This is a genomic window from Streptomyces sp. NBC_01267, from assembly GCF_036241575.1.
Classification (GTDB): Bacteria; Actinomycetota; Actinomycetes; order Streptomycetales; family Streptomycetaceae; genus Streptomyces.
The window spans coordinates 3587240-3612832 of sequence record NZ_CP108455.1 but is presented as its reverse complement, the minus strand read 5'-3'; the positions used below and the strand labels follow the sequence as shown (position 1 = coordinate 3612832).

Here is a 25593-nt window from a genome sequence, read left to right as displayed (position 1 = left end):
ACAGGCTGCCGCCGCGCAGCACACAGCGCCCGAACTCTGCCGGAATCGGGCATTGAGCCCCTGGTGTGCAGATGGTGGGGCGCGCAGGTGGCGCCCAGATGGGTGGGGCGCAGGTGGTGGTGGTCAGGGTGGGTGGTGGTCAGGGTGGGTGGGGGCGCAGGTGGTGGCGCACAGGTGGTGCGCGGGCGGTCAGATCTCCTGGTCGGGCCAGTTGAGCAGCCGGGCGCCGATGACGGCCGTCTGGAGCGTGTACCGGTGTGCCGGTTCGGCCGGGTTCGCGCCGGTCAACTGGTGGATGCGCTCCAGCCGGTAGGTGAGCGCCCGCACGCTGAGCGACATCCGGCGCGCCGCCTCGGCCGCCACACAGCCCGCTTCGAAGTAGTGGCTGAGCGTGGAGACGAGCGGCTGCGCGCCCCCGCGGGCGTGCCGGAGCGGGCCGAGCGCGCTGCGGACCAGATCGACCAGGGCCTCCCGGTCGCGGGTGAGGACCGGGTACACCAGCAGGTCGGCGGCGCGCAGCACCGGTCCCTCCAGGCTCATCCGGGCGCCGAGTTCGAGGGCGTTGAGGGCTTCCTCGTAGCTGTGCACGATGCCCCCGGAGCCGGGGTGGGAGCGGCCGATGGCCACCTTGACGTCCCCGTCCCCGTCACCGGCCGCGTACGCGTGCTTGGCGAAGTGGGTGAGCACGGCGTCCTGGTCGCCCGGGGCGACGCATATCAGCCGGCCGTCCTTCGTGGTGAGCAGGATGCTGCGGTCGCCGAAGCGGCTGAAGAGGGCGAGTTCGACGCTGCGGATGGCGGTGGTGCCCTCGTCGTACGCGTGGGCGCTCTCCGCCACCGCGACGGCGTGCGTACGGGACAGCCGCAGCCCGAACCGCTCGGCGCGCTCGGCCAGTCGGCCCAGGTCGCTGCCGCCGTACAGCAGGTCGTCGATGAACTCCCGTCGTACGGCCTCCTCCTGACGGACCGCCAGGCGCTGGGCCCGTTCGTATCCCTCGGCGAAGGCGTCGACGGCCAGCTCCACCGCGGTGAGCACGCTGTGCGCGGGCCCGGCGGAGCCGGAGGTTCCGGCGGGCCAGGCGGCCCTGGTGGCCGCGAGGTGCGCGGCGACCAGGGAACGCAGCGAGTGGCCGTCCTCGGCCGCCTGCTCCCCGAAGGCGCGGCGCACGTCGAGTTCCGGCCGGGTCGGGCGCCGGCCGGTCGCGGCGACCTCGGCCAGCATGCGGGCGTACCCCTCCAGATATTTCTCGGGTATGTGGTGCCCTGTCACGCGCTCTCCCGTTTCTCCTTGCCGCTCGGGCGGCCACTTCCCGCCACCCAGCGGTCAAGGGTGGCAGACCTTCGGGAGCGCCGGATCCGAGGCCCCGGGGCCGGGTCGGGGTCCGGCATCCGGGGACCCCGAACATTGCCGGATCACGGCAATGCGGGAGGGGTCGGGGTGCGGTCAGAATGGGCATTGCGGAAACGGGGAGAGCGGACCGGTGCCGGAGTACGGAAACGTGCGTTCCGGTGACCGGTCCGGTCTGCGAGGGGGAACGGGGGAAGCGCGATGGATGAATTCTTCACCGCCGCGCTGGGTTTTCCGGCGGTTCTGTTCGGCGCCGCGCTGCTGGTGGTCATCGCCTTCTGGCTGTTGGTCCTGGTGGGCGCCGCCGAGCACGACGCGTTCCACGTGCATATGGACGGGGGTCATATGGACGGGGGGCACTCGGGCGCGGACACCGGGGGCGGGGGAGTACCGGTCACCGTGCCGGTCTCCCTCGTGGTGGTCATCGCCTGGTTCGTCAGTCTCGTCGGCTCGGTGCTGGTACGCAGCGCCGAGCCGCCGGGCAGGCTCCGGACCGTGCTCGACTTCGCCGTGCTGGTCGCCGCGGTGCTCTTCGCCTGGATCGTCACCCGCTTCCTCGTCCGCCGGGTACGCCGCCTCCTCCCGGACCAACTGCCGCCGTCCCGGCTGGACTTCGTCGGTCAGGTCTGCACCGTCCGCACCGGTTCGGTGACCACCGACTTCGGCCAGGCGGAAGTCGCCTCACCCGACGGTTCGACCGCGGTCGTCCAGGTCAGGGTCCAGGGCCAGGACAGCGTCCTCGGCCTCCGATCCGGCGACACCGCCCTGCTCTACGCGTACGACGAACCGGGCGAATTCTTCTGGGTCGCGCCCTTCGACGCGGCGCTCGATCCGCGCAGCACGGGCTGAGCCCCAGCTCGCCCTGAGCTCGCACACCCGCGTGCCCTGTTCGTCCCGCGCGCCCTCGTTCGTCCTGCGCGCCCTCAAAGCCACCGTTCAAAGAAACCCTTCGAGGAATCTCCATGGATGCCATCTCCTTGGGCATCGGCGTACTCGTCGCCGTTGTCCTGCTCATAGCCGTCGCACTGCTTCTGGTGTTCAGCAGGCTGTTCCGCAAGGTGGAGCAGGGCCGGGCGCTGATCATCTCCAAGGCCAAGAAGGTCGATGTCACCTTCACCGGCGCCGTGGTGCTGCCCGTGATCCACAAGGCCGAGTACATGGACATCTCGGTGAAGATCATCGAGATCAGGCGGACCGGCCGGGAAGGGCTGATCTGCCAGGACAACATCCGGGCGGACATCCACATCTCGTTCTTCGTGCGGGTCAACAAGACCGTCGAGGACGTCGCCAAGGTGGCCCAGGCGATCGGTACGGCACGGGCCAGCGACAAGGCGGCGATCCAGGAGTTCTTCGCCGCGAAGTTCTCCGAGGCGCTGAAGACCGTCGGCAAGCAGCTGGACTTCGTCGACCTCTACACCAAGCGCGAGGAGTTCCGGGACCGCATCATCCGGGTCATCGGCACCGACCTCAACGGCTACCACCTCGACGACGCGGCCATCGACTTCCTCGAGCAGACGCCGATGACGCAGCTCGACGGCGCCAACATCCTGGACGTCCAGGGCATCCGCAAGATCACCGAGCTGACGGCGGTCGAGCACGTCCGCACCAACGAGTTCCAGCGGACCGAGCAGAAGGAGATCACCCGGCAGAACGTCGACGCCCGGGAGACCATCCTGGAGCTGGAGCGCCGGCAGGCCGAGGCCGAGATCAAGCAGCAGCGCGAGGTCGACACCCTGCGGGCCCGCGAGGAGGCGGCGACCGCCAAGGTCCAGGAGGAAGAGCGGCTCGGGGCCCAGGCCGCGTTCCTGCGGACCGAGGAGCAGCTCGGGGTGCAGCGCGAGAACCAGGCGCGGGAGATCGCCGTGGCGCAGAAGAACCGCGAGCGGGTCATCGCCGTGGAGAACGAGCGCATCGAGAAGGACCGGATGCTCGAAGTCATCGGCCGTGAGCGGGAGACGCAGCTGTCGATGATCTCCAAGGACAAGGAGGTCGAGGCGGAGCGCCGCGAGGTCGCCGATGTCATCCGCGAGCGCATCGCCGTGGACCGTACGGTCGCCGAGCAGGAAGAGTCGATCAAGAAGCTGCGGATGGTCGAGGAGGCCGAGCGCACCCGGCAGGCCGTGATCATCGCGGCCGAGGCGGAGGCCCAGGAACTCCTCGTCAAGGACATCAAGGCGGCCGAGGCGGCCGAGGTCGCGGCCACCCACCACGCGGCGGAGCAGCTGACACTGGCCGAGGCCAGGCTGAAGGCCGCCGACCTCGACGCCCGCGCCAAGCTCCGGCTGGCGGAGGGCATCCAGGCCGAGGCGGCGGCGCCCGGACTGGCCGATGTCCAGGTACGGGACAAGGAGGCCGACGTCATCGAGAAGGCGGGCCGTGCGGAGGCCGAGGCCACCGAGGCGCGGCTGAAGGCGGAGGCGTCCGGTGCGCGGCTCAAGGCACTGGCCGTGGCGGAGGGCACGTCGGCGCAGGCCACCGCGGACGCGGCGATGATCGGCGAGAAGCTGAAGGCGGAGGCCGCGGGTCTCACCGAGAAGGCGGCGGCGATGGCCGCGCTGGACGACGCCTCGCGCGGACACGAGGAGTACCGGCTGCGCCTCGCCGCCGAGAAGGAGATCAGGCTGGCCGGTATCGACGTCCAGCGGCAGGTCGCCGAGGCGCAGGCCACGGTGCTCGCCACCGGTCTGGAGAGCGCCGACATCAGCATCGTCGGCGGCGAGTCGGTCTTCTTCGACCGCCTCATGTCGTCGATCTCGCTCGGTAAGGGCGTCGACGGATTCGTCCAGAACTCGGAGACGGCACAGGCGCTGGTCAAGCCGTGGCTGGACGGTTCGGCGAGCTTCCCGGAGGACCTGACGAAGATGGTCGGGTCGATGTCCACGGGTGATCTGCAGAACCTCACGGTGTCGGGGCTGCTGATGAAGCTGATGCAGTCGGGCGGGGGTGCGGCGCAGCCGGGGCAGATTCAGCAACTGCTCGACCATGCCGAGCGGTTGGGGCTCGGCGACGCGAAGCCGACGGCGCCGAACGGGGTGGTCAAGGGCTGAGCCCTTCGGGGGCTCCGCCCCCCGGACCCCCGCTCCTCAATCGCCCCCATTGCCTCAAGGGTATGGGGGACCCCCTTGAGGGGCTGAAAGGCGGCCTGAATCGCAGGCCGGGCTTGATTCCGAGCCCGGCCGGCGCCTGAGGCCCATCACCCGCAGGGAGCTGTAATCCGATGACCACCACGCCCGCCGAGCCGACCGCCGCCCCCGACATGGACGCCGGTACCTACGAGGTGCTCCGCGACCGCCTGGGCGCGCACGCGGCGGAGCTGGCCCGGCGGGCCACCGGCCTCAACGCCCGCCGGATCGAGACCTTCGGCTCGATGGAGCTGGCCCTCACCGGCACCGCGCACCTGCGGACGCCGCACCCCTGCGTCCCCCGCGACCTCGTCTCCGTGGGGGACAGGCTCCTCGTCGGCCACCAGGTCGAGCCGGGCCCGACCCGTACCGTCGAGGTCGCCGATGTCCTCGCGCTGCACGACACCGCGCTCGCCCCGCTCGCCGCCGACGCGGTCCCCGGGCTGCTCGACGACCCGGCGTTCCTGCGGGAGTTCGCGGAGCTGCACCGCTACTACCGCGATGCCCGGCTGCTCCAGCTGCGGCACCTCGACGGGAAGCTGCTCGCCGTCTTCCGCACCGGGGAGACCGCCGACGACATCCGGGTGCTGCGCTGGGCGCTCGCCGCCGACGGCAGCGCCGCGTACCTGGACGCGCGCGGCGACCGCGACCACGTCTTCCCGCCGTCCCACGACTTCGCGTGGACCCCCACCACCCGCCAGGACCACATCCTGGGCCGCCACCCGCACATCGCGCTGCCGGGGGACATCTACGTCACGACGGTCGGCGGGGCGCTCACCGTCAAGGCCGAGGACGACACCGAGTCGGCCGACGGGATCTGGTCCGAGCCGGTCGACGAGCCGCTGCAGTCCCTCGCCGACGCCGAGGTGGAGTACGCCCGCGTGGGCGCCCTGCTCCTGCTGCGGGTGCGCCCGTACAAGGAGGAGCACCGCCGTCACCTGGTGTTCAACACCGTCACCGGCACCGTGGTCCGCCTCGACGGCATCGGGCAGGCCTGCCGCAGCCTCCCCGAGGACCAGGGCATCGTCTTCCCCGGTGGCTACTGCCTCGCCACCGGCGCGTACAAGACCTTCGACCTGGACACCACGGGCCTGGAGTTCGAGCGGGTGCTGCGGTCCCCGAACGGCGAGGACGTGCTGTACGTCTTCCACGCCCGCGCCGAGGGCCGCACCCTGCTCCTGCCGTACAACCTGATCCGCAAGGAGACCGAATCCCCGCTCTTCTGCCGGGGGTACGCGCTCTTCGACGACGGCACCCTCGTCGTGCTGCGCGCCGGGTCGGAGGAACCGGCCCGGGTGCACCCGCTCCAGCTCTGGCGTTCGCCGTACGTCTCCGACACCTACGCCGACGCCACCCCGGCCGGCGAGGGGGTCCTGTCCCGGATCGGCAACGCGGACCTGGTGCGCGGCATCTCCGACTGCCTGTCGCTGGCCCGCGCCGTCACCGAGACCGCGGCGCCCACCACCGCCGGGTACCGGACGCTGCTGGCGGCCGGGGTGCGGGCCGCCGACGCCTACCACTGGCTGGGCGACCCGGAAGTCGGCGATCTGCGGGCGCCGCTGGACGGGCTGCGTACCACCGCCGAGCAGGTGCTGGCAGAGTTCGAGACCGTACAGACCCTGACCCGGCAGGCCGCCGAGGCGCTCGCCGACTCGGCCTCGGAGATCGCCACACTGGTCCGCCGGATCCGTGGCGAGGCGCCGCGCACGGCCGCCGAGTGGATCACCCGGCTGACCGAACTCCGGCGCGCGCACGGCCACTTGCTGACCTTGAAGGAGCAGCGGTACGCCGACACCGCCCGCATCGACTCGCTCGCGGGCGACGTGGCGGCGGACATCGACTCCTTCGCGCAGCGCGCCGTCGGTCACCTGGGGCGCGACGACGCCTTCACCGGCTACCACGCCGACACCGCGCAGCTCACCGCCGACGCCGAGGCCATCGCGACGGTCGCGGAGGCCGGGCCGGTCGCCGGGCGGCTGGACGAGCTGGCCGAGGGGCTGCGTACCGTCGCCGAGGTGGTCGCCGGGCTGGACATCGGCGACGCCACGGTCCGTACCTCGGTACTGGAGCGGATCGCCGAGGTGGTCGGCTCCGTCAACCGCGCCCGCGCCACGCTCGACGCCCGCCGCCGGGAGCTCCTCGACCACGAGGGACGGGCCGAATTCGCCGCCGAGTGCGCCCTGTTGGGGCAGTCGGTCACCGGTGCGCTGGCCGTGGCCGACACCCCCGAGGCCTGCGATGACCAGTTGGCCGGGCTGCTGCTGCGGGTGGAGGACCTGGAGTCGCGGTTCGCCGAGAACGACGGCTTCCTGACCGAGCTGGGCGCCCGGCGGACGGAGGTGTACGAGGCGTTCTCGGCCCGCAAGCAGACCCTCCAGGACGCGCGCGCCCGCCGCGCCGAGCGGCTGGGGGCCTCGGCGGGCCGGGTGCTCGACACCCTCGCGCGCCGGGTGACGTCCCTCGCCTCGGCCGACGCGATCAGTACCTTCTTCGCCTCCGACCCGCTGGTCGCCAAGGTGACCCGCACCACGGAGGAACTGCGCGAACTGGGCGACCGGGTACGGGCGGAGGAGCTGGCGGGCCGGCTCAAGGCCGCCCGCCAGGAGGCGGTCCGCGCACTGCGCGACCGGACCGATCTGTACGCGGACGGCGGCGGCATCATCCGCCTCGGCCGGCACCGGTTCGCGGTCAACTCCCAGCCGCTGGACCTGACCCTGGTCCCGTACGGCGGCTCCGACGGTTCGGGCGGCGACGGTCTCGCCTTCGCGCTCACCGGCACCGACTACCGCTCCCCGGTCACCGACCCGGAGTTCGCCGCGCACCGCGCGTACTGGGGCCGGACGCTGCCCTCCGAGTCGCCGCAGCTCTACCGCGCCGAGTACCTGGCGGCCCGGCTGCTCGCCGAGCACGGCGCCGAGGCGCTCGCCGACGCCGATGATCTGCCCACGCTGGTACGGAAGGCGGCGGAGGAGGCGTACGACGAGGGGTACGAACGCGGGGTGCACGACCACGACGCCACCCTGATCCTCGGCGCGCTGCTGAGGCTGCACGCCGGAGCCGGTCTGCTCCGCTTCCCGCCGGGGGCCCGCGCCGCCGCCCAGCTGTTCTGGGCGCACTCCACGACGGACGCGGCCCGGCGGACCTGGACCCGCCGGGCGGTGTCCATGGCGCGCGCCCGGGAGACCTTCGGCCTGGCGCCCGCCATCGCGGACTGGTGCGCGGAGCTGGCCGGGGTGATCACCGGACCGGACGCGGACGGCGCCGCCGCGTACCTCTTCGAGGAGCTGACCGGCGGCCCCGACGGCTTCGTCACGCACGGCTCCGCCCGTACCCTGCTCGACAAGTTCCGCCGGGCGGTGGGTACGTCGGCGTACGACGACGACCTGGCCGGACTCGACGAGGACCTGCCCGCACGCCGTCAACTGGTGGAGAACTGGCTGGACGCCTACACCGTCTCGTCGGGAGCCCGGGACACCCGGCCGGGCGAACTCGCGGAGGCCGTCGCCGTGGAGCTCTGCCCCGGACTGCCCCGCTACGAATCGGACGCGCCGCTGTCCGAGACCGTGGACGGGCTGCTCGGCGCGCATCCCCGCGTCGAGCGCCGGAGCCTCACCGTGCGGATCGATGAACTCCTGGCCCGGGTGGACGGGTTCCACCGGGTGGAGGTGCCCGGCTTCCGGGCGTACCAGCGGCAGCGCACCGCCCTGGTGGCCGCCGAGCGCACCCGGCTGCGGCTGGCGGACCACCGCCCGCGCGTCATGTCCTCCTTCGTGCGCAACCGGCTCATCGACGAGGTGTACCTCCCGCTGATCGGCGACAACCTCGCCAAGCAGATCGGCACCGCGGGGGACACCAGGCGCACCGACAGCAACGGCCTGCTGCTGCTGATCTCCCCGCCCGGCTACGGCAAGACGACCCTCATGGAGTACGTGGCCGACCGGCTCGGCCTGGTCCTGGTCAAGGTCGACGGCCCGTCGCTCGGCCACGGCGTCACCTCGCTCGACCCGGCGCAGGCCCCGGACGCCACGGCCCGCCAGGAGGTCGAGAAGATCAACTTCGCGCTGGAGGCGGGCAACAACACCCTGCTGTACCTGGACGACATCCAGCACACCTCGCCGGAACTGCTCCAGAAGTTCATCTCGCTGTGCGACGCCCAGCGCCGGATGGAGGGGGTCAGGGACGGGGTGGCGCGGACGTACGACCTGCGGGGCAAGCGGTTCGCGGTCTGCATGGCGGGCAATCCGTACACCGAGTCCGGGCAGCGCTTCCGGCTCCCGGACATGCTCGCGAACCGCGCCGACGTCTGGAACCTCGGCGAGGTGCTGACCGGCAAGGAGGACGTCTTCGCGCTGAGCTTCGTCGAGAACGCCCTCACCGCCAACCCGGTGCTGGCCCCGCTCGCCGGACGGGACCGGGACGACCTCGGGCTGCTCGTACGGCTGGCTTCGGACGACCCGACCGCGCGTCGCGACCGCTTGCAACACCCGTATGCGGCAGCCGAGTTGGACCGTGTCGTGGCGGTGCTGCGGCACCTGCTGACGGCTCGCGCCACGGTGCTGGCGGTGAACGCCGCGTACATCGCTTCGGCCGCGCAGTCCGACGCCGCACGTACCGAGCCGCCGTTCCAGCTCCAGGGCTCGTACCGCAACATGAACAAGATCGCGGCGCGCATCGACCCCGTGATGAACGCGGCCGAGCTGGCGGCGGTGGTGGACGACCACTACGCGGGTGAGGCCCAGACCCTGACCAGTGGCGCGGAGTCGAATCTGCTGAAACTCGCCGAGCTGCGGGGCACGTTGACGGAAGCGCAGGCCGTCCGCTGGTCGGAGGTCAAGGCGGCGGACGTACGGGCCAGGACGCTGGGCGGCGCCGACGGCGACCCGCTGCCCCGCGCGGTGGCGGCGCTGGGGCTGCTGGCGGACCGGATCGCGGCGGTCGAGACGGCGATCACCCGGGCGGGCCGGCCGGACTGAGGGCAGGTGCCGCCCCGGCCGGATCGGGGGCGCGGCACCCGGTGGATCCGCGGGGGTGTGCCGGGGTGGATCTGCGGGGGCGTGCCCTGGCCGGTCGCTGGGTACGCTCCCCAACTGGCCTGCGAGTACGTGCTGTTGGGGCTGTTCTCCGTCATCGCCGACCCCGATCCGCCCACTGGTTCGCCCACTGTTAGTTAAGTTTCCTTACGGTTCATATCTCTAGCGGTCTGTCGATGCTCAGTCAAGAGCTGGGACCGTCCGACCGCACGTGCGAAACGGTTGACAGGCCGTCGAGGGGACGGGTAGGAATCTCCGTCAGCGGCCTGGCGCGGAGGTTCCGCAACCCGACGCGCTCAGTTGACTCTGACCCGGCTGCCCGCGGCCCGATGCCGCTTGTGCGCACGGTGGCACCGCGCTGCCGCGTGGCACCAAGGCAACGCTGACACCTGCGGTATGCCCGAGAGCATCCGGATGTCCGCAGGCGCTCAGGCCCCCCACTCAGGTACCGCTCACGTCTGCCGAACCGACGGCGACCGCCCGTCAAGGAGATCCGTATGACGCGTCCTTACCCCGCCATGCGCGCACGCCGCACCCACGATCCGTCCGGCACCCCGGCCGGTCCGATCCCGGCCGGAAATCGACCCTCCCGACGCACCCGGCACGCCCTCGTGGCAGCCGGAACCGCTGCCGCACTGAGCCTGCTCGGGCTGGCCGGCTCGGCCGCCTCGGCCTCGGCCGGGGGCGAATCCGCGCCCGTGGCGAAGCCCCTCACGGTGACCGCCTCCGGGATCCCCCAGTACGACCACGTCGTCGTGCTCATGGAGGAGAACAAGTTCTACGACGACATCGTCGGCAGCAAGGACGCGCCGTACATCAACTCCCTTGCCAAGCAAGGGGCCGCGTTCTCCGACTTCCACGGCACGACGCACCCCAGCCAGGGCAACTACGTGGCGCTCTACTCCGGGTCCACGCACGGCGTCGCCGACGACGACTGCCCGCACGACTTCAACGCGGACAACCTCGGCCACCAGCTGATCGGCAGCGGGAAGAGCTTCATCGGCTACTCCGAGGACCTGCCGTCCGCGGGCTCGAAGGACTGCGGGGACGACGGCAGCAGCGGGTACGCCCGCAAGCACAACGGATGGGTGGACTTCGCGAACACCCCGGCCAGCTCCAACCTGGGACTCGACAAGTTCCCTTCCGACTACAGCAAGTTGCCCACGGTGTCCTTCATGACGCCGAACCTGGACAACGACATGCACGACGGAAGCGTCAAGCAGGGCGACACCTGGCTGAAGAGCCACCTGGACGGCTACGTCCAGTGGGCCAAGACGCACAACAGCGCCCTCATGCTGACCTGGGACGAGGACGACGGCGACGACTCCGACAACCAGATCGCCACCATGATCGTCGGTGACCACGTGAAGGCGGGCACCAAGTCGTCGGCCCGCTACGACCACTACTCCATGCTCCGCACGCTGGAGGACATGTACGCCCTGCCGCCGCTGGAGAAGGCCGCGTCGGCGAAGCCCATCACCGACATCTGGGACACCGGGGTCACGCCGCCGACGGACGGCGGCGACCTCGCCCAGAAGCATCCGGCCACGTCCTCGTCCACGGAGAGCAGTTCACTGGGCGCGGACAAGGCGGTGGACGGGGATCCGGCCACCCGCTGGGGCAGCAAGGAGGGCTCCGACGCCCAGTGGATCTCGGTGGATCTGGGCTCCTCCACCGACATCAGCCGGGTCAAGCTGGACTGGGAGTCGGCGTACGGCAAGGCGTACACCGTCCAGACCTCCGACGACGGCAGCACCTGGAAGACCGTCTACTCCACCACCAGCGGCAACGGCGGAACCGACGACCTGACGGTGACCGGCCACGGCCGGTACGTGCGGATGAACGCCACGAAGAGGGGGACCTCCTACGGGTACTCGCTCTACAACTTCGAGGTCTACGGCAAGGCTCCCGCGACCGGCGCCGCGCACCCTGCTGCGGCCGGCCCGAAGGCCGCTGCGCTCTCCGCTTCGGCGGGCGCAGCTTCGGCGGGCGCAGCTTCGGCGGGCGCAGCTTCGACGGGTGACCTGACCGACCCGAAGAAGAAGGAGATCGCGATGGAGCTGGTCTCCAGCGCGGAGAACTCCTCGCTCGACTGGAAGGCGCAGTACACCTACATCGAGGACATCGGGGACGGCCGCGGCTACACGGCCGGGATCGTCGGATTCTGCTCGGGCACCGGTGACCTGCTCGACCTCGTAGAGCTGTACACCCAGCGCGAGCCGGGCAACCCTCTCGCCTCCTACCTGCCCGCGCTGCGCAAGGTCAACGGCAGCGACTCGCACACCGGTCTGGGATCCGGCTTCGTCTCCGCCTGGCACACCGCGGCGGCCGATCCGGTCTTCCAGCAGGCCCAGAACGACGAGCGGGACCGGGTCTACTTCACCCCCTCGGTGGACCAGGCGAAGCAGGACGGACTGGGCGCGCTCGGCCAGTTCGCCTACTACGACGCGATCGTGATGCACGGTCCGGGTTCGGATCCGGTCAGCTTCGGCGGGATCCGCGCCACGGCCATGCAGCACGCCCGCACCCCGGCCCAGGGCGGCGACGAGACGACGTACCTCAACGCCTTCCTGGACGCCCGCAAGGCCGCGATGCTCACCGAGGCCGCGCACGACGACACCAGCCGGGTCGACACGGAGCAGCGGGTCTTCCTCGACAACGGCAACCTCGGCCTGAACCCGCCGCTGTCCTGGAAGACGTACGGGGACCCGTACACGATCCCGGAGTGACGGTGCCATCCACCGGGCCGGGCCGGTCGTTCGCCGACCGGCCCGATCCGGACGGAACACCCTGACCCCTGCCGGTCGGCACACACCGCTCATGGCGTGCCGACCGGCAGGCTCACCCCTGGCCCCACGTCACGCCTGGCCCCACGTCACACCTGCGGTTCCCGACAGGGAGGACAGCCATGTACATCGCGTCGAGCCGGTCCACCCCGACGCCCGGCTCCACCGATTCCACTGATTCCGCCGACGGCACCGAACCGGCCGTGGCGGGGGAGACAGCGACCGAAACCCCGGCAACCCCCGGGAAACGGGCCGCCGTCGCACCCAATGTGCTGGCCCTCGGCTCGGTCAGCCTGATCACCGACATCTCCTCGGAGATGATCACCGCGGTCCTGCCGATGTACGTGATCTTCACGCTCGGCCTGAGCCCCCTCCAGTTCGGCGCCCTCAACGGCATGTACTTCGGGGTCACCGCCCTCGTACGCCTCGCCGGAGGGCACGCGGCGGACCGCTGGCAGCGGCGGAAGCTCGTCGCGGGCAGCGGCTACGCCCTCTCCGCGCTCTGCAAGCTGGGCCTGTTCGCCGCCGGTTCCTCCGTCCCCGTACTGGGCGCGGTGATCGCCGCCGACCGTACGGGCAAGGGCCTGCGCACCGGTCCCCGGGACGCGCTGATCTCCCTGAGCAGCACCCCGGAAACCCTGGGCCGTTCCTTCGGGATACACAGGGCGCTGGACACCACCGGCGCTTTCCTCGGCCCCCTGGTGGCCTTCGGGCTGCTGCTCGCGAACCCGGACCGGTACGACACCGTGTTCGTCGCGAGCTTCTGCATCGCGGCCTTCGCGGTGGTGATCCTGGCCCTGACGGTCCGCGACCGGCGCCGGCCCATGGACACCCCGCACGGCGCGTCCGCCCGCGCCGCGCTGCGGCTCCTGCTGCTGCCCCGGTTCCGCCGGGTCTGCATCGGCGCGGCCCTGCTCGGCACGGTGGCGCTGAGCGACTCGTTCGTCTACCTGCTGCTCCAGCAGCGGCTGGACATCTCCGTGGAGTACTTCCCGCTGCTGCCGCTGGGCACCACCGCGACGTATCTGCTGCTCGCGGTCCCGTTCGGTCAACTTGCCGACCGGCTCGGCAGGTTGCGGGTGTTCATCGGCGGCTATGTCGTGCTGCTCGGCGCCTACCTGCTGCTGTTCGGTCCGTTCGGCGGGGCGGGGCTGCTGATCGTCACGCTGATCCTGCACGGGCTGTTCTACGCGGCCACCGACGGAGTGCTGATGGCGGCCGTCGGGCCGATGCTGCCGGCGCAGCTGCGCGCGAGCGGGATGGCCCTGATCCAGACGGGCCAGTCCGTCGCCATGCTGGGCTCCTCCGTACTGTTCGGCGCGGCCTGGACCCTCTGGGGCCTGCACACGGCGCTCGCCCTGGCACTGGTCGCCCTGGTGACGGCGATCCTGGCGGCGCTGTGGATCCTCCCGCTACGCGAAGAAAGCAGCGAGGCATGAGTGCAGAAGAGCAGCGAGGCACGAGTACCGACACGGGCCGCGGCGGAGACACCGGCCTGAGCACGCGGACCAAGGCGCTGGTCCTGGTGGTGACCGCCCTCGTCCTCGCCACCACCGTCACCGGGTACGTCCTGCACTCGCGGGGCGACGCCGCCGCCGGGCCGACCGGTCACATCGCCCTGGACGCCCCGGGCCGGATCCTGTTCCGCGACACCGCGCACGGCGCCGGTTTCGGCCACGCGGCGACCGTGCCCACCACCCGTCCCGGCGGCCCCCGCACGGACGGTCCGACGCGCTGCGACCGGCTGTACGCCGCGCACGGCACCGGCCTCTGCCTCCAGCGCGGCGGGCCGGTGCCCGCGACGTACGTCGGCGTCCTCGACCGCGGCATGCGGCAGACCCGCCAGGTCAAGGCCGCGGGCTTCCCCAACCGGGCACGGGTCTCCGCGAGTGGCGCGATGCTGTCCTGGACGACCTTCGTCCAGGGCGACTCGTACCTCCGCGACGACTTCTCCACCCGTACCTCGATCCTGGACACCAGGACCGGCAAGCTCGTCAGCAACGTCGAGGGGATCCCGCTGACGCTCGAAGGCAAGCCGTACCACGCGGCGGACGTGAACTACTGGGGCGTCAATTTCGCCGCCGACGACAACACCTTCTACGCGACCGTACGCACCGGGGGCCGCACCTACCTGGTCGAGGGCGACTACCGGAAGTGGACGGCGCGCACCCTGCGGACCAACGCCGAATGCCCGTCCCTGTCGCCCGACGGCACCCGCATCGTGTTCAAGAAGCGCGTCAACGCCAGCGCCAACCGACCCTGGCGGCTGTACGTCCTGGACCTCGCGACGATGGAGGAGACCCCGCTCGCCGAGGTCCACAGCATCGACGACCAGGCGGCCTGGCTCGACGGGCACACGGTGATGTACGGCAGGGCGCGCGGCTCCGGCAGCGGCTGGGACGTATGGGCGGTGCCGTCCGACGGCACCGGAACACCGCATGTCCTCATCCACGATGCGACCTCTCCGGCGGTGCTGACCGCCGGCCGGTAGCGTGGTCGGTCCGCCACGACCACGGGGACAGCGACTGCACATGGCCGTCATCAGAGAACACCTACGATCTTTCGCACCCGTGACCGCCGTATCGGCCGGGTTCCTCGCCACACTCATCGGCGTCACGAGTTCCGTCGCCATCGTCTTCACGGCCGCCAGAACCGCGGGCGCGACCACCGGTGAACTCGGGTCCTGGGTCCTCGCGTTGGGCATCGGGATGGGTGTCACCTGCATCGGACTGTCGCTCCGCTACCGGGCGCCCGTGGTCACGGCCTGGTCCACGCCCGGCGCCGCGCTCCTGGTCACCGGGTTGCACGGGGTGTCCATGGCGGAGGCGGTCGGAGCGTTCCTGCTCTCGGCGGTCCTGATCGTGGTCAGCGGGGTCACCGGCTGGTTCGAGCGGGTCATGAACCGGATCCCGGTGCCGCTCGCGTCCGCGCTGCTGGCCGGGGTCCTCATCCAGTTCGGGACCGGCCTGTTCGGCGAGATGCAGAAGAACGCCACCATCACCGTGCCCCTCTTCCTCGCCTATCTGGCCGGCCGCCGCTGGTTCCCGAGGTACGCGGTCGTCGCCGCCCTCGCCGTCGGTATCGCGGCCACCGCCTGGCAGGGCTCCTGGAAACTGGACCACTTCCAACTCGCCTTGGCCCACCCGGAGTTCGTGCGTCCCGAGTTCTCCTGGCAGGTCCTGGTCGGGGTGGGTCTGCCGCTCTTCGTGGTCACGATGGCCTCGCAGAACCTGCCGGGTGTCGCGGTGCTGCGCAATGCCGGATACGCCACGCCCATCTCGCCGTTGCTCACCTGGACCGGCTGCGTGAACGCCGTACTGGCCCCGTTCGGCTGCTTCGGGCTGAACCTGGCGGCGATCACCGCGGCGATCTGCACCGGGGAGGAGGCCCACCCCGACCGCACCAAGCGCTACCTGGCGAGCGTCTGGGCCGGGGTGTTCTACCTCGCCGTCGGGGTCTTCGGGGGCACGGTCGGCTGGCTCCTCACCGCGATGCCCGGCGCACTGGTGATGGGCATCGCGGGCGTCGGGCTGCTCGGCACCATCGGCGGCGCACTCGGCTCCGCGCTGTCGGACGCCGACCTGCGCGAGCCCGCGGTGGTCACCCTGCTGGCCACCGCCTCCGGGATCACCCTGTTCGGCATCGGATCGACGTTCTGGGGGCTGCTCGCCGGTGTCCTGACCCTGCTCGTCGTACGGAAGACGGGTACGGGGCGGCGGGACCGCGGTACGGAGGCGGGAGGGGGGCAGGCCCGGGAGCGGGACGCCCGACAGGATGCCCCGGTACCCGCCGGTCAGGACCTGAAGCAAGGGGTGTGACGGCGGAGTCCGGGCCCGGCGCTCGTACCGGGCCCGTCGCTCACGCCGCGCCGGGTGCGGACCGCGGCCGGTGTTCGGTGTTCGGCCAGCCAGGTCCCCGCGTACGCGACCGCGTCGGCCAGCGGGAACAACCGGGCCTCGGCGGCGCCCACCGTGCCGCGTTCCACCGGGCGTTCCCGCTCGAAGGCGGCTCCCAGCTCGTCGAAACGGTCGTCGCTGACCGGGACGTCGCGCACGGTGGTCCAGCGACGGCCCGCCGGGGTCATGGCGGCGAAGGAGTTGCCGACCTGCTGACCAGGGATCCGGTACTCGGCCAGGTGGAAGGCCGTACAGGAATCGAAGCCCGCACCCAGCAGCAGGACCCGCGCACCGGCCTCCTCCAGCCGGGCGAGGGGGCTGTGTTCACCGAGCCGGCAGTCCAGGGCGTGGCCGTCCGTGAGCTGCGTGGCGCGCGGGCCCACGGCCGCGAACGAGGTCTGCGGGTGGGCGCTGCGGACGGCCCCCGGCCAGTTCCGCACCACCTCCGGTATCACGCCGACGCCGAGGGTGGCCGTGGTGCGCGGATCGTAGGCCGGCAGCGACGCCCGGATCTGCGGCTGCCAGGCCTCGGGTACGGGCGGGTTGCTCCACTCCGCGGGGTCCGAGTTCCCGCCGGAGTGCGCCGGTACGACCAGGGTCCCGTCCTCGCCGAGCACGTCGAGCAGCGCCAGGACGACGGTCTCGGCACCGCCGCACACCCAGCCCAGGGCACTCAGGGAGGAGTGCACGAGGACGGTCTCCCCGGGCCGCAGGCCCGCGGTGCGCAGGTCGGCGGCGAGCGAGTCGCGGGTACAGAGGGGGCCGGTCGGCCTGGCTTTCGGCATAAACGCCGAGTGTGCCGGGTCGGGAACCGGCGCACCAGCGGATTTCCGCGCCACCGCGGCCGTCAACGAGCGGCCGTCAACGCGCGGCCGTTACCGCGAAGGCGACTGCGGTGGCGACTGCGGTGGGGACTGCGGTGGGGACTGCGGTGGTGACCCCATCGGTGACCCCGGCGGTGCCTGCGGCGGTGCGGGCGGTGGCGGAGTCGCGGCGCCCGGGATGCTGATGCTCGCCTCGGTGCCGCCGCCCTCGGCCGGGTCCAGGGCGATCCGGCCGCCCGACTGCTGGACCGTACGGGCCACGATGGAGAGCCCCAGCCCGGAGCCGGGGAGCGAACGGGCGGAGGGGGAGCGCCAGAAGCGCTCGAAGACGTGCGGGAGGTCGTCGGCCGGGATGCCGGGCCCGTGGTCCCGTACCGTCAACGTCCCCGCGTGCAGGGCCACTTCGATGCTCCCGCCGGGCGGGCTGAACTTCACCGCGTTGTCCAGGACATTGACCACGGCCCGCTCCAGCGCGGCGGGCTCGGCCCTTACGTACCAGGGCTGCAGCTCGGCCGTGATGGTCAGTTCGGGGCCGCGCAACCGGGCCCGGTCCAGTGCGGCCCGGGTGATCTCGTGCAGCGCCACGACATCGAGCGTGTCCGGGGCGTGGGTGGAGTCCGAGCGGGAGAGTTCCTGCAAGTCCCCGATGAGCGAGGCCAGTTCGGTCATTTGCGCCTTGACGGAGGTCATCAGGGCCTTGCGGTCGTCGGGCGGGATCGCCCGGCCGGTCTGCTCGCTGCGGGCGAGGAGCTCGATGTTGGTGCGCAGCGAGGTGAGGGGCGTACGGAGTTCGTGCCCGGCGTCCGCGATGAGCTGCGCCTGGCGGTCGCGGGAATCGCCGAGGGCGGCGGTCATGGAGTTGAAGGAGCGGGAGAGGCGCGCGATCTCGTCCTCGCCCTCGACCGGGATGCGGACGGTGAGGTCCTCGGTCCGCGCGACGTGCTCGACGGCCTCGGTGAGTTCGTCGACCGGCTTGAGCCCGGCCCGCGCGATCCCGAGCCCGGCGGCCCCCGCACCGACGACCCCGATGCCGGAGACCCCGAGCAGCAGCAGGGCCAGCTCGTTGAGGGTGCTCCGGGTGTCCTTCAGGGGGTACGCGACCGTCTGGACGAAGTTCGGGAAGGGGACGCCCGGACGCAGGTACAGCGGGGCCGTCAGGACCCGGACGGGGGTGCCGTCGGAGCTGACGCCGTCGCGGTACACCTCCAGCGACGCGGTGGGGTTCGTGGCCAGCCGCAGATCGCTGCCGCTCACCCGCACCGTTCCGGCGTCGGTGAGCGCGCACGTCGTGCCGTCGGCCTGGACGATCTGCCGGTAGTAAGGGTTCCGCTGCCCGGCCAGATTGTCCGGGGTGTTCTGGGGGGAGCAGTTCCGGAAGGTCGCCACCACGTCGTTGAGCGTGACGTCGCCCTTCACCAGCTGGGTGGTGAGCTGCGAATCGACCTCGTCGTACAGCTTCTGCTCCACCAGGAACCAGCAGATCACCGAGACCACGGCCACCGCGAACGCCACGGCCGCGGCCGTCAGCAGGGCCAGCCGGGAGCGCAGCGGCAGCCGGCGGAACCAGCGCAGCGGGCGGGGCAGCCTCACTCGGCGCTCCCGGTCCGCAGCGCGTATCCGACGCCGCGCACCGTGTGGACCAGCCTCGGCTCGCCGCCCGCTTCCGTCTTGCGGCGCAGGTACATCACGTACACGTCCAGCGAGTTGGAGGACGGCTCGAAGTCGAAGCCCCACACCGCCTTCAGGATCTGCTCCCGGGTCAGCACCTGCCGCGGGTGCGCCAGGAACATCTCCAGGAGGGTGAATTCGGTACGGGTCAGCTCCACCCGGCGGCCCCCGCGCACCACTTCGCGCGTCGACAGGTCCATCCGCAGATCGGCGAAGGCCAGCACCTGGTCGTCGGGCACGTCGCCCGCAGCCGCCGCGTAGGAACTGCGCCGCAGCAGCGCGCGGATGCGGGCGAACAGCTCGTCCAGCTCGAACGGCTTCACCAGGTAGTCGTCGGCGCCCGCGTCGAGTCCGGTCACCCGGTCGCCCACCGTGTCCCGGGCGGTGAGCATCAGGATCGGGGTCGTGGAACCCGAGGCGCGCAGCCTGCGGGCGGCGGTCAGGCCGTCCATGCGGGGCATCTGGATGTCGAGGACGACGAGGTCCGGTGCGTACGGGACGGCCTTGGCCAGTGCGTCGAGCCCGTCGACGGCGACCTCCGTCCCGTACCCCTCGAAGGCGAGGCTGCGCTGCAGAGCCTCGCGTACGGCGGGCTCGTCGTCGACGATCAGGATGCGGTGCTGGTCGCGGCCGTCTTCGGCGGGGCTCATCGGCTGTCTGTCCTCGGTTCGCGGGGGTCGGTGGCGGGCGCCTTCAGCGTCGCACGGCCGACCGGCTGCGGCGTGCGGCACGCCCCTTCGCGGGGACTGCGGTACGCACCTCGGGTGCTCTCGTCGCCGCCCGCTCGGCCTCCGACCGGGCGAACGCGAAGGGCAGACCGAGGTCCGCGGGGTCGGCCCAGGAGACGGAGGTGAGCAGCGCGTGCCTGGCTCGGTTGACGGTGACGGTGAGGGTGACTGCGGTGCTGTGCAGGGCAGAGGTCACGAGAGTTCCTCCTGATAGCTGATGGTGCTGGTGGTGCCGGCCGGACAGGTCCTAGCTGTTGGTGCCGCCCGCGCGCAGGTGGGCGAGGTCGGCCTTGACCGTGTCGATCGGGATGGCGAAGCCGAGGCCGACGCTCCCGGCGGCACTCGAACTGTCGCTGCTCTGTGAACTGGCGGAGTACATCGCGGAGTTGATGCCGATGATCTCGCCGTTCATGTTGATCAGCGCGCCGCCGGAGTTGCCGGGGTTGAGCGAGGCGTCGGTCTGGAGCGCCTTGTACGTGGTGGTGGAGCTGCCGGTGTCGCCGTTGAACTGCTGGCCGCCGAACTGGAACGGCCAGTTCCCGCCGGAGCCGCCGCGCTGGTACTGCTGCTGGCCCTGGTCCTGGCTCTGGCTCTGGCCCTCCTCCTTGGCGACGGTGACGTCGCGGTTCAGCGCGGAGACGATGCCGCTGGTGACCGTGCCGGTGAGGCCCTCGGGGGAGCCGATCGCCACGACCTGGTCGCCCACCGCGACATTGGCGGAATTGCCCAGCGAGGCGGGCTTGAGGCCGCTCGCACCGGACACCTTGAGGAGCGCGAGGTCCTTGCCCGGGTCGGTGCCGACGACCTTCGCGGTGTACGACTTGCCGTTGCTCAGGTTGACCTTGACCGAGTCGGCGCCGGAGATGACGTGGTTGTTGGTGACGATCTCACCGGCAGCGGTGATGATCACGCCCGCTCCGGTGGACTCCCCCGCGGTGGAGGTCGCCTTGACCTCGACGATGCTCGGCGAGACGGCCTGGGCGACACCGGAGACCGTGCCCTTGCTCGACTGCGAGACGGTGGCGCCGCTGACGGTGCCCGCGGGGTTGGCGCTGTTGTTGCTGCCGTTGCCCAGGAGGGACTCGGCGACCGCTGCCGAACCGCCGCCGACGACCGCGGCGATGATGGCGACCGCGGCGAGCAGGGCGACCGGCCGCTTCGCGCGCCTGGACTTGACGTGATCCGCAGGGGCGGCCGGAGGGGGCCAGGCCGCGTACGGCTCGTGGGCGGGCGGCGGCGGGTAGGACCGGGCCGCGTACGCATCTTCGTGCTGCGGGGTGGGGAACTGCTCCGGGTTCTCGGTCATGTCTCAGAGCCTTTACGGCAACCATGAGAGTTTCCTGAGTCCCCGCTGAGAAGCCCGACAGAACCCTGTATGCCCGATATAAAGACGCACGGGGTGCGCTGTCGGGAGGGGGTCCCGGCGGGTCGTCGGGACCGGCCGGGTCGGCTCAGGCGCAGCCGCAGGAACGCCGGACGACCAACGCCGACGGGAACTGCTTCAGCCGCTCCCGCCGCGACCCGGCCACCCGCAGCGAGTCGTCCAGGACGAGGTCCACCGCGGAGCGCGCCATCGCCGGCCGGTCCGAGTACACCGTCGTCAGCGGCGGATCCGTCAGCGCCGCTTCCTTGACGTCGTCGAACCCGGCCACCGCCAGCTCGCCCGGGACATCGATCCGCAGCTCACGCGCGGCCCGCAGTACGCCGATCGCCTGGTCGTCGGTGGAACAGAAGATCGCCGGGGGCCGGTCCGGGCCCGCGAGGAGTTCCAGGGCGACCTTGTACGCGTCGTAGCGGTTGTACGGCGCCTGGAAGAGCCGCCCCTCGGTCGAGCGGCCGGACTCCTGCATGGCGCGGCGCCAGCCCTCTATGTGGTCGGCCACCGGGTCGCCGACCACGGGCGTCGACTCGACACCGCCGAGGCAGGCCACGTACGCGTACCCGTGCTCCAGCAGGTGCCGGGTGGCGAGCTGGGCACCGCCGATGTCGTCCGTGACGACCGCGACGTCGTCGATGGCCTCGGGGCGCTCGTGCAGCAGCACCACCCGGGCGTCCCACGCCTCGATCTCGGCCGCGGCCCGCTCGGACATGCCCTGGCTGACCAGGATCAGACCGGAGACCCGCATCCCGAGGAAGGCCCGCAGGTAGTGGACCTCGCGCTCGTCGCGGTAGTCGGAGTTGCCGACGAGGACCATCTTCCCGCGCTCGGACGCGGCCTGTTCGACGGCGTGCGCCATCTCCGCGAAGAAGGGCTGACGGGCGTCCGGCACGATCATCCCTATGAGATCGGTGCGCCGCGACGCCATGGCCTGGGCCACCCGGTCCGGCCGGTACCCCAGCTCCTGGATCGCGTTGACCACCCGCTCGCGCGTGGCCGGGGCGACCGGCCTCGGTCCGTTGTTGATGACGTAGCTGACGACCGCGGTCGACGTCCCCGCCAGTCGTGCCACATCGTCCCGCGTCACCTTGGCCACGCGCGGCAGTCTACGCGGATGGACCCGCCGTTTGGCCTACCGTTTTACAGGCCGGACGGCGCCTTCCCGGAGGGCTGCTCCGTCACCCGTTCGGCGGACGGGTTCGGCGCCCCCGGCAGCGGCTTCCTCGGCGGCCTTCACGGCCGCTTTCGCCTGGGCCTCCTCGGCCGCGCGCTCGACCTTCTCCGGGGTCACGAAGCGGTAGCCGACGTTGCGGACGGTACCGATCAGCGACTCGTGCTCGGGGCCGAGCTTGGCGCGCAGCCGCCGTACGTGGACGTCGACCGTCCGCGTGCCGCCGAAGTAGTCGTAGCCCCAGACCTCCTGGAGCAGCTGGGCCCGGGTGAAGACCCGGCCGGGGTGCTGCGCCAGGTACTTGATCAGCTCGAACTCCTTGAAGGTCAGGTCGAGGACCCGGCCCTTGAGCTTCGCGCTGTACGTCGCCTCGTCCACGGAGAGGTCACCGATGCGGATCTCCGTCGGGGAGTCGTCGGAAGTCTGCTGCCGCCCGGTGGCCAGCCGCAGCCGCGCCTCGACCTCGGCGGGGCCCGCGGTGTCGAGCAGGACGTCGTCGATGCCCCAGTCGGCGGTGACGGCCGCGAGGCCGCCCTCGGTGACGACGAGGATCAGCGGGCAGCCCGGCCCGGTGGAGTGCAGCAGCTGACAGAGGCTGCGGACCTGTGGCAGGTCGCGGCGCCCGTCGATGAGAATCACATCGGCGCCGGGGGTGTCGATGAGTGCGGGTCCTTCGGCGGGAGCGACCCGCACGCTGTGCAGCAGAAGTCCGAGGGCGGGGAGCACCTCCGTCGACGGTTGCAGAGCGTTGGTCAGGAGCAGCAGCGAACTCATCGCGGTCCACCTGCCGTGGTCGTCGTCCTACGGTCGTGCATATGTCGCTCGCCCATTACGTCGGTTCCTCCTCGGTCCGTGCGGAAGGGCACTGCTTTTGACTGTGCAGGTCAGCGCGGTTTCGTATACAACGCGCCGAAAGCACAAAAGGACCTGGCGGCAACTTTGCCCAGGTCCTCGTTCCACGAGAATAGCCCACATGACTTCCGCGTCAGAAGGCCAATTCCACAGATCGCCTGTTCCTTCGGTCACTCCGGGCGACCGGCGGGTGATGCTTCGTACCCGTGACGGGGTGCCGATCGAGGCCCTGTACGAGCCCTGCGCGGCCGGTCCGACGGACACCGCGATCGTGGTCGCGCACGGCTTCACGGGGGCGGTCGACCGCCCCGCGGTACGGCGCGCCGCCGGGGTGTTCGCCCACCGTGCGGCCGTGATCACCTTCTCGTTCCGCGGGCACGGACGGTCGGGCGGACGCTCGACGGTGGGTGACAGAGAAGTGCTCGATCTGGTTGCCGCAGTCGAGTGGGCGCGTGTTCTCGGTCACACGCGGGTGGTGACGGTCGGCTTCTCGATGGGCGGCTCGGTGGTGCTGCGGCACGCGGCGCTGGACGGTTCCCTGCACGGGGGGCGCACGGAGGCACGTACCGACGCGGTGGCCTCGGTGAGCGCCCCCGCGCGCTGGTACTACCGGGGCACGGCCCCGATGCGGCGCCTGCACTGGATGGTCACCCGGCCGCTGGGACGGCTGGTGGGCCGGGTCGGTCTGCACACCCGTATCCACCCCGAGGACTGGGACCCGGTCCCGTTGTCACCGGTCGACGCGGTGCCGCTGATCGCCCCGACACCGCTGCTGGTCGTGCACGGCGACCGGGACCCGTACTTCCCGCTGGACCATCCGCGGATGCTGGCCGCGGCGGGGTCCGCGGAGCTGTGGGTGGAGGCGGGGATGGGCCACGCGGAGAACGCCGCGGGGGACGAGCTGCTGGAGCGGATCGCGGAGTGGCTGATGACCGCCGGCCGTCCTGGGGCCGGCCGGCCCTGACCGGGCAGGTCCTGAGGCCGGTCGCTCCTGATGCCGGGTCGGCCCCGAGGCGCGCACCCGGCATCATGGATCCGCGCGACGCACACCACTGAGGAGTACTCATGCCCGCGGGAACCATCCGCTACTGGGCCGCCGCCAAGGCCGCCGCAGGCACCGCCGAAGAGCCCTACGCGGCTGCCACCCTCGCCGAGGCGCTCACCGCGGTACGCGAGCGGCACCCCGGTGAACTGGCGCACGTGCTGCGGCGATGCTCGTTCCTCGTCGACGGCGATCCCGTCGGGACCCGTGGCCATGAGACGGTACGGCTTGCCGAGGGCGGCACGGTCGAGGTGCTCCCGCCGTTCGCAGGAGGGTGACCCCCACTCATGAGTGACCAGCAATATCCGTACGGGCAGCAGCCGCACCAGCCGGGCCGGCAGCCGCACCAGCAGGCTCAGCAGGCGTTCCAGGACGCGTACGCGCAGGACCCGTATGCGCAGGATCCTTACGCGCAGGACCCTTACGCGCCGCAGGATCCGTACGCGCAGGGCCCGGCGCAGGGTTCGTACGCGCAGGGTTCGTACGCGCAGGGTTCGTACGCACAGGACCAGAGCGCCCACGACCCGTACACGCAGACCTGGGAGGGGCAGACCTGGGACACCCAGTACCAGCCCGTCCAGCAGCCGTACGCACCGCAGGCCACCCCGCAGCCTCAGCAGGAAGCCCCGCAGCAGGAAGCCCCTCGGGCGACCCCGCAGCAGCCGTACGCCCAGCAGCCGCAGCCGCAGCCGCAGCCGCAGCCGCAGCCGCAGCCGCAGCCGCAGCCGCAGCCGCAGCCGCAGCCGCAGCCGCAGCCGCAGCCGCAGCACCAGGCAGCTCAGCAACACCAGCAGCACCAGTCACCCCCGCCGCCGCAGTCGTACCCGCTGCCCCCCGAGGCCCCGACGCCCGCCCCGTACACCGCGCAGCCCGTGGCAACCGCGCCCGCGCCCGCGGCCGTCGCCGGTGACGGGCCCGCGTACAGCGCCCCCAGCACGCTCGGCAACGCGCGGATCACCGACGCCCAGCGCGCCCGCGCCGAAGGGCGGTCGCCGATCATCGCGCCCGGGATGCAGCCGGCCGCGCTGACCGCCGGGCTCGGCGTGCTGCTCGCGGTTGCCGCGATCGGCGGGCGGTTCGCCGTCGTCGTACCGCTGCTGGTCCTCCAGGCACTCACCGCGGCCGGCTGGTTCCGGCTCAACGGGATGTGGCCCGCCCGTCAGGGCATCGCGCTCGCCTTCCTCGGCGGCGCCGTCGCCGACGTCGCCCTGCTCGTCGCGGGCGCCGACCACGCACCCGCCGCGATCATCGGCACGCTCGGTGTCTGGGTGCTGCTCACGCTCGTGCTCCAGCTGCGCAGCCACGCGTCGGCGGACGAGCGGATGACCGGACTGATGGCCACCATCGCCTCCTCCGCCCTGACCGTCGTCGCGACCGGGATCCTGGCGGCCTCGACGGACGCGGTCACGGTCGGCTGCATCGCCGTCGCCGGCGCCGTACTCGTCCGCGCGCTGTCGCTGCCCGGCCCCGTGCCGGTCGTCGCGGCGCTCGTGGTGGCCGCGGTCGTGGGCATCGTGCTGGCCCCGATGACCGGGCTGTCCGGCGGCGCCCCGGGTGCGCTGCTCGGCTTCGCGGCCGGTGGCTGCGCGCTGATCGGGCTGCGCGTCGCGAGCTACGACTACCCGTCCCGGTTCGTCCACATGACGGCCGGAGTGGCCCTGCCGCTCTCGGCAGCGGCTCCCGCGATCTATCTGATCGGCCGGGTCATCGGCTGATCCGGCGGTTAGGCTCGCCCCCGGTGCCACAGGC

At 71.8% G+C, this 25593-nt stretch carries 17 protein-coding genes and 2 pseudogenes; 11 read left to right on the top strand and 8 right to left on the bottom strand.

The features are described 5' to 3' along the window. Positions 1-189: 189 nt before the first annotated feature. Complete coding sequence (locus tag OG709_RS16560) at positions 190-1269, bottom strand: PucR family transcriptional regulator (RefSeq protein WP_250300944.1); 1080 nt, start codon at positions 1267-1269, stop codon at positions 190-192. A 279-nt stretch (positions 1270-1548) separates the two neighbouring features. Here OG709_RS16560 and OG709_RS16555 point away from each other — a divergent pair, with 279 nt between their 5' ends. The 8 genes and pseudogenes from OG709_RS16555 to OG709_RS16520 all read left to right on the top strand — a co-directional run bounded on the left by OG709_RS16555 (position 1549) and on the right by OG709_RS16520 (position 16103). Then, positions 1549-2196: a hypothetical protein gene (locus OG709_RS16555; RefSeq protein WP_329166709.1), complete on the top strand. Its 648-nt coding sequence runs from the start codon at positions 1549-1551 to the stop codon at positions 2194-2196. A gap of 113 nt (positions 2197-2309) precedes the next feature. Then, positions 2310-4394: a flotillin family protein gene (locus tag OG709_RS16550; protein WP_329166707.1), complete on the top strand. Its 2085-nt coding sequence runs from the start codon at positions 2310-2312 to the stop codon at positions 4392-4394. 170 nt (positions 4395-4564) lie between these two features. Beyond that, positions 4565-9442 carry a DNA repair ATPase gene (locus tag OG709_RS16545; protein WP_329166704.1) on the top strand — a complete coding sequence of 1626 codons (4878 nt, stop codon included), beginning with the start codon at positions 4565-4567 and terminating at the stop codon, positions 9440-9442. A 554-nt stretch (positions 9443-9996) separates the two neighbouring features. Continuing rightward, positions 9997-11322 (top strand): annotated as a pseudogene (locus tag OG709_RS16540) (alkaline phosphatase family protein); the annotation flags it as partial. A gap of 120 nt (positions 11323-11442) precedes the next feature. Next, a pseudogene (locus tag OG709_RS16535) lies at positions 11443-12228 on the top strand (chitosanase); the annotation flags it as partial. Between the two features lie 179 nt (positions 12229-12407). Further along, on the top strand, positions 12408-13724 hold the full coding sequence (locus tag OG709_RS16530) for an MFS transporter (RefSeq protein WP_329166702.1): 1317 nt from the start codon (positions 12408-12410) through the stop codon (positions 13722-13724). Continuing rightward, positions 13721-14776 (top strand): TolB family protein, encoded by a 1056-nt coding sequence (locus tag OG709_RS16525; protein WP_329166700.1) that lies wholly within the window; start codon positions 13721-13723, stop codon positions 14774-14776. The genes OG709_RS16530 and OG709_RS16525 overlap by 4 nt, the downstream gene beginning before the upstream one ends. Positions 14777-14855: 79 nt before the next feature. Continuing rightward, on the top strand, positions 14856-16103 hold the full coding sequence (locus OG709_RS16520) for a benzoate/H(+) symporter BenE family transporter (RefSeq protein ID WP_405685799.1): 1248 nt from the start codon (positions 14856-14858) through the stop codon (positions 16101-16103). Here the strand turns inward: OG709_RS16520 and OG709_RS16515 are convergent. The 7 genes from OG709_RS16515 to OG709_RS16485 all read right to left on the bottom strand — a co-directional run bounded on the left by OG709_RS16515 (position 16079) and on the right by OG709_RS16485 (position 22724). Further along, a complete protein-coding gene (locus OG709_RS16515) occupies positions 16079-16966 on the bottom strand; it encodes an aminoglycoside N(3)-acetyltransferase (protein ID WP_329166694.1) in 888 nt (295 codons plus the stop codon). The two genes, OG709_RS16520 and OG709_RS16515, sit on opposite strands and share 25 nt — an antisense overlap. Before the next feature lie 90 nt (positions 16967-17056). Then, positions 17057-18589, bottom strand: a complete 1533-nt coding sequence (locus OG709_RS16510) for a HAMP domain-containing sensor histidine kinase (RefSeq protein WP_250301341.1) — start codon at positions 18587-18589, stop codon at positions 17057-17059. Between the two features lie 2 nt (positions 18590-18591). Continuing rightward, the gene (locus OG709_RS16505; protein ID WP_250300952.1) at positions 18592-19323 is read right to left on the bottom strand and encodes a response regulator transcription factor; all 732 of its coding nucleotides are present in this window, start codon (positions 19321-19323) and stop codon (positions 18592-18594) included. Between the two features lie 43 nt (positions 19324-19366). Then, the gene (locus OG709_RS16500; RefSeq protein WP_250300953.1) at positions 19367-19597 is read right to left on the bottom strand and encodes a hypothetical protein; all 231 of its coding nucleotides are present in this window, start codon (positions 19595-19597) and stop codon (positions 19367-19369) included. Between the two features lie 51 nt (positions 19598-19648). Then, positions 19649-20707, bottom strand: coding sequence for a S1C family serine protease (locus OG709_RS16495; RefSeq protein ID WP_284347924.1), 1059 nt, complete (start codon positions 20705-20707; stop codon positions 19649-19651). A gap of 145 nt (positions 20708-20852) precedes the next feature. Beyond that, a complete protein-coding gene (locus OG709_RS16490; protein ID WP_250300954.1) occupies positions 20853-21875 on the bottom strand; it encodes a LacI family DNA-binding transcriptional regulator in 1023 nt (340 codons plus the stop codon). 36 nt (positions 21876-21911) lie between these two features. Then, positions 21912-22724: a response regulator transcription factor gene (locus OG709_RS16485; RefSeq protein ID WP_329166690.1), complete on the bottom strand. Its 813-nt coding sequence runs from the start codon at positions 22722-22724 to the stop codon at positions 21912-21914. 199 nt (positions 22725-22923) lie between these two features. Between OG709_RS16485 and OG709_RS16480 the strand changes: the two genes are divergently transcribed. The 3 genes from OG709_RS16480 to OG709_RS16470 all read left to right on the top strand — a co-directional run bounded on the left by OG709_RS16480 (position 22924) and on the right by OG709_RS16470 (position 25559). Beyond that, positions 22924-23766, top strand: coding sequence for an alpha/beta hydrolase (locus tag OG709_RS16480; protein ID WP_250300956.1), 843 nt, complete (start codon positions 22924-22926; stop codon positions 23764-23766). A 101-nt stretch (positions 23767-23867) separates the two neighbouring features. After that, a complete protein-coding gene (locus OG709_RS16475) occupies positions 23868-24122 on the top strand; it encodes a MoaD/ThiS family protein (protein WP_250300957.1) in 255 nt (84 codons plus the stop codon). A 9-nt stretch (positions 24123-24131) separates the two neighbouring features. Further along, positions 24132-25559 carry a hypothetical protein gene (locus tag OG709_RS16470; RefSeq protein WP_329166687.1) on the top strand — a complete coding sequence of 476 codons (1428 nt, stop codon included), beginning with the start codon at positions 24132-24134 and terminating at the stop codon, positions 25557-25559. Positions 25560-25593: the final 34 nt, after the last annotated feature.

Bases quoted from the DNA above. Each gene is read 5' to 3' on its own strand.
- OG709_RS16525 (WP_329166700.1), top strand. From the start codon at position 13,721: ATGAGTGCAGAAGAGCAGCGAGGCACGAGTACCGACACGGGCCGCGGC.
- OG709_RS16505 (WP_250300952.1), bottom strand. From the start codon at position 19,323: ATGAGCCCCGCCGAAGACGGCCGCGACCAGCACCGCATCCTGATCGTC.
- OG709_RS16475 (WP_250300957.1), top strand. From the start codon at position 23,868: ATGCCCGCGGGAACCATCCGCTACTGGGCCGCCGCCAAGGCCGCCGCA.
- OG709_RS16470 (WP_329166687.1), top strand. From the start codon at position 24,132: ATGAGTGACCAGCAATATCCGTACGGGCAGCAGCCGCACCAGCCGGGC.
- OG709_RS16495 (WP_284347924.1), bottom strand. From the start codon at position 20,707: ATGACCGAGAACCCGGAGCAGTTCCCCACCCCGCAGCACGAAGATGCG.
- OG709_RS16555 (WP_329166709.1), top strand. From the start codon at position 1,549: ATGGATGAATTCTTCACCGCCGCGCTGGGTTTTCCGGCGGTTCTGTTC.
- OG709_RS16480 (WP_250300956.1), top strand. From the start codon at position 22,924: ATGACTTCCGCGTCAGAAGGCCAATTCCACAGATCGCCTGTTCCTTCG.
- OG709_RS16545 (WP_329166704.1), top strand. From the start codon at position 4,565: ATGACCACCACGCCCGCCGAGCCGACCGCCGCCCCCGACATGGACGCC.
- OG709_RS16530 (WP_329166702.1), top strand. From the start codon at position 12,408: ATGTACATCGCGTCGAGCCGGTCCACCCCGACGCCCGGCTCCACCGAT.
- OG709_RS16550 (WP_329166707.1), top strand. From the start codon at position 2,310: ATGGATGCCATCTCCTTGGGCATCGGCGTACTCGTCGCCGTTGTCCTG.
- OG709_RS16515 (WP_329166694.1), bottom strand. From the start codon at position 16,966: ATGCCGAAAGCCAGGCCGACCGGCCCCCTCTGTACCCGCGACTCGCTC.
- OG709_RS16485 (WP_329166690.1), bottom strand. From the start codon at position 22,724: ATGAGTTCGCTGCTGCTCCTGACCAACGCTCTGCAACCGTCGACGGAG.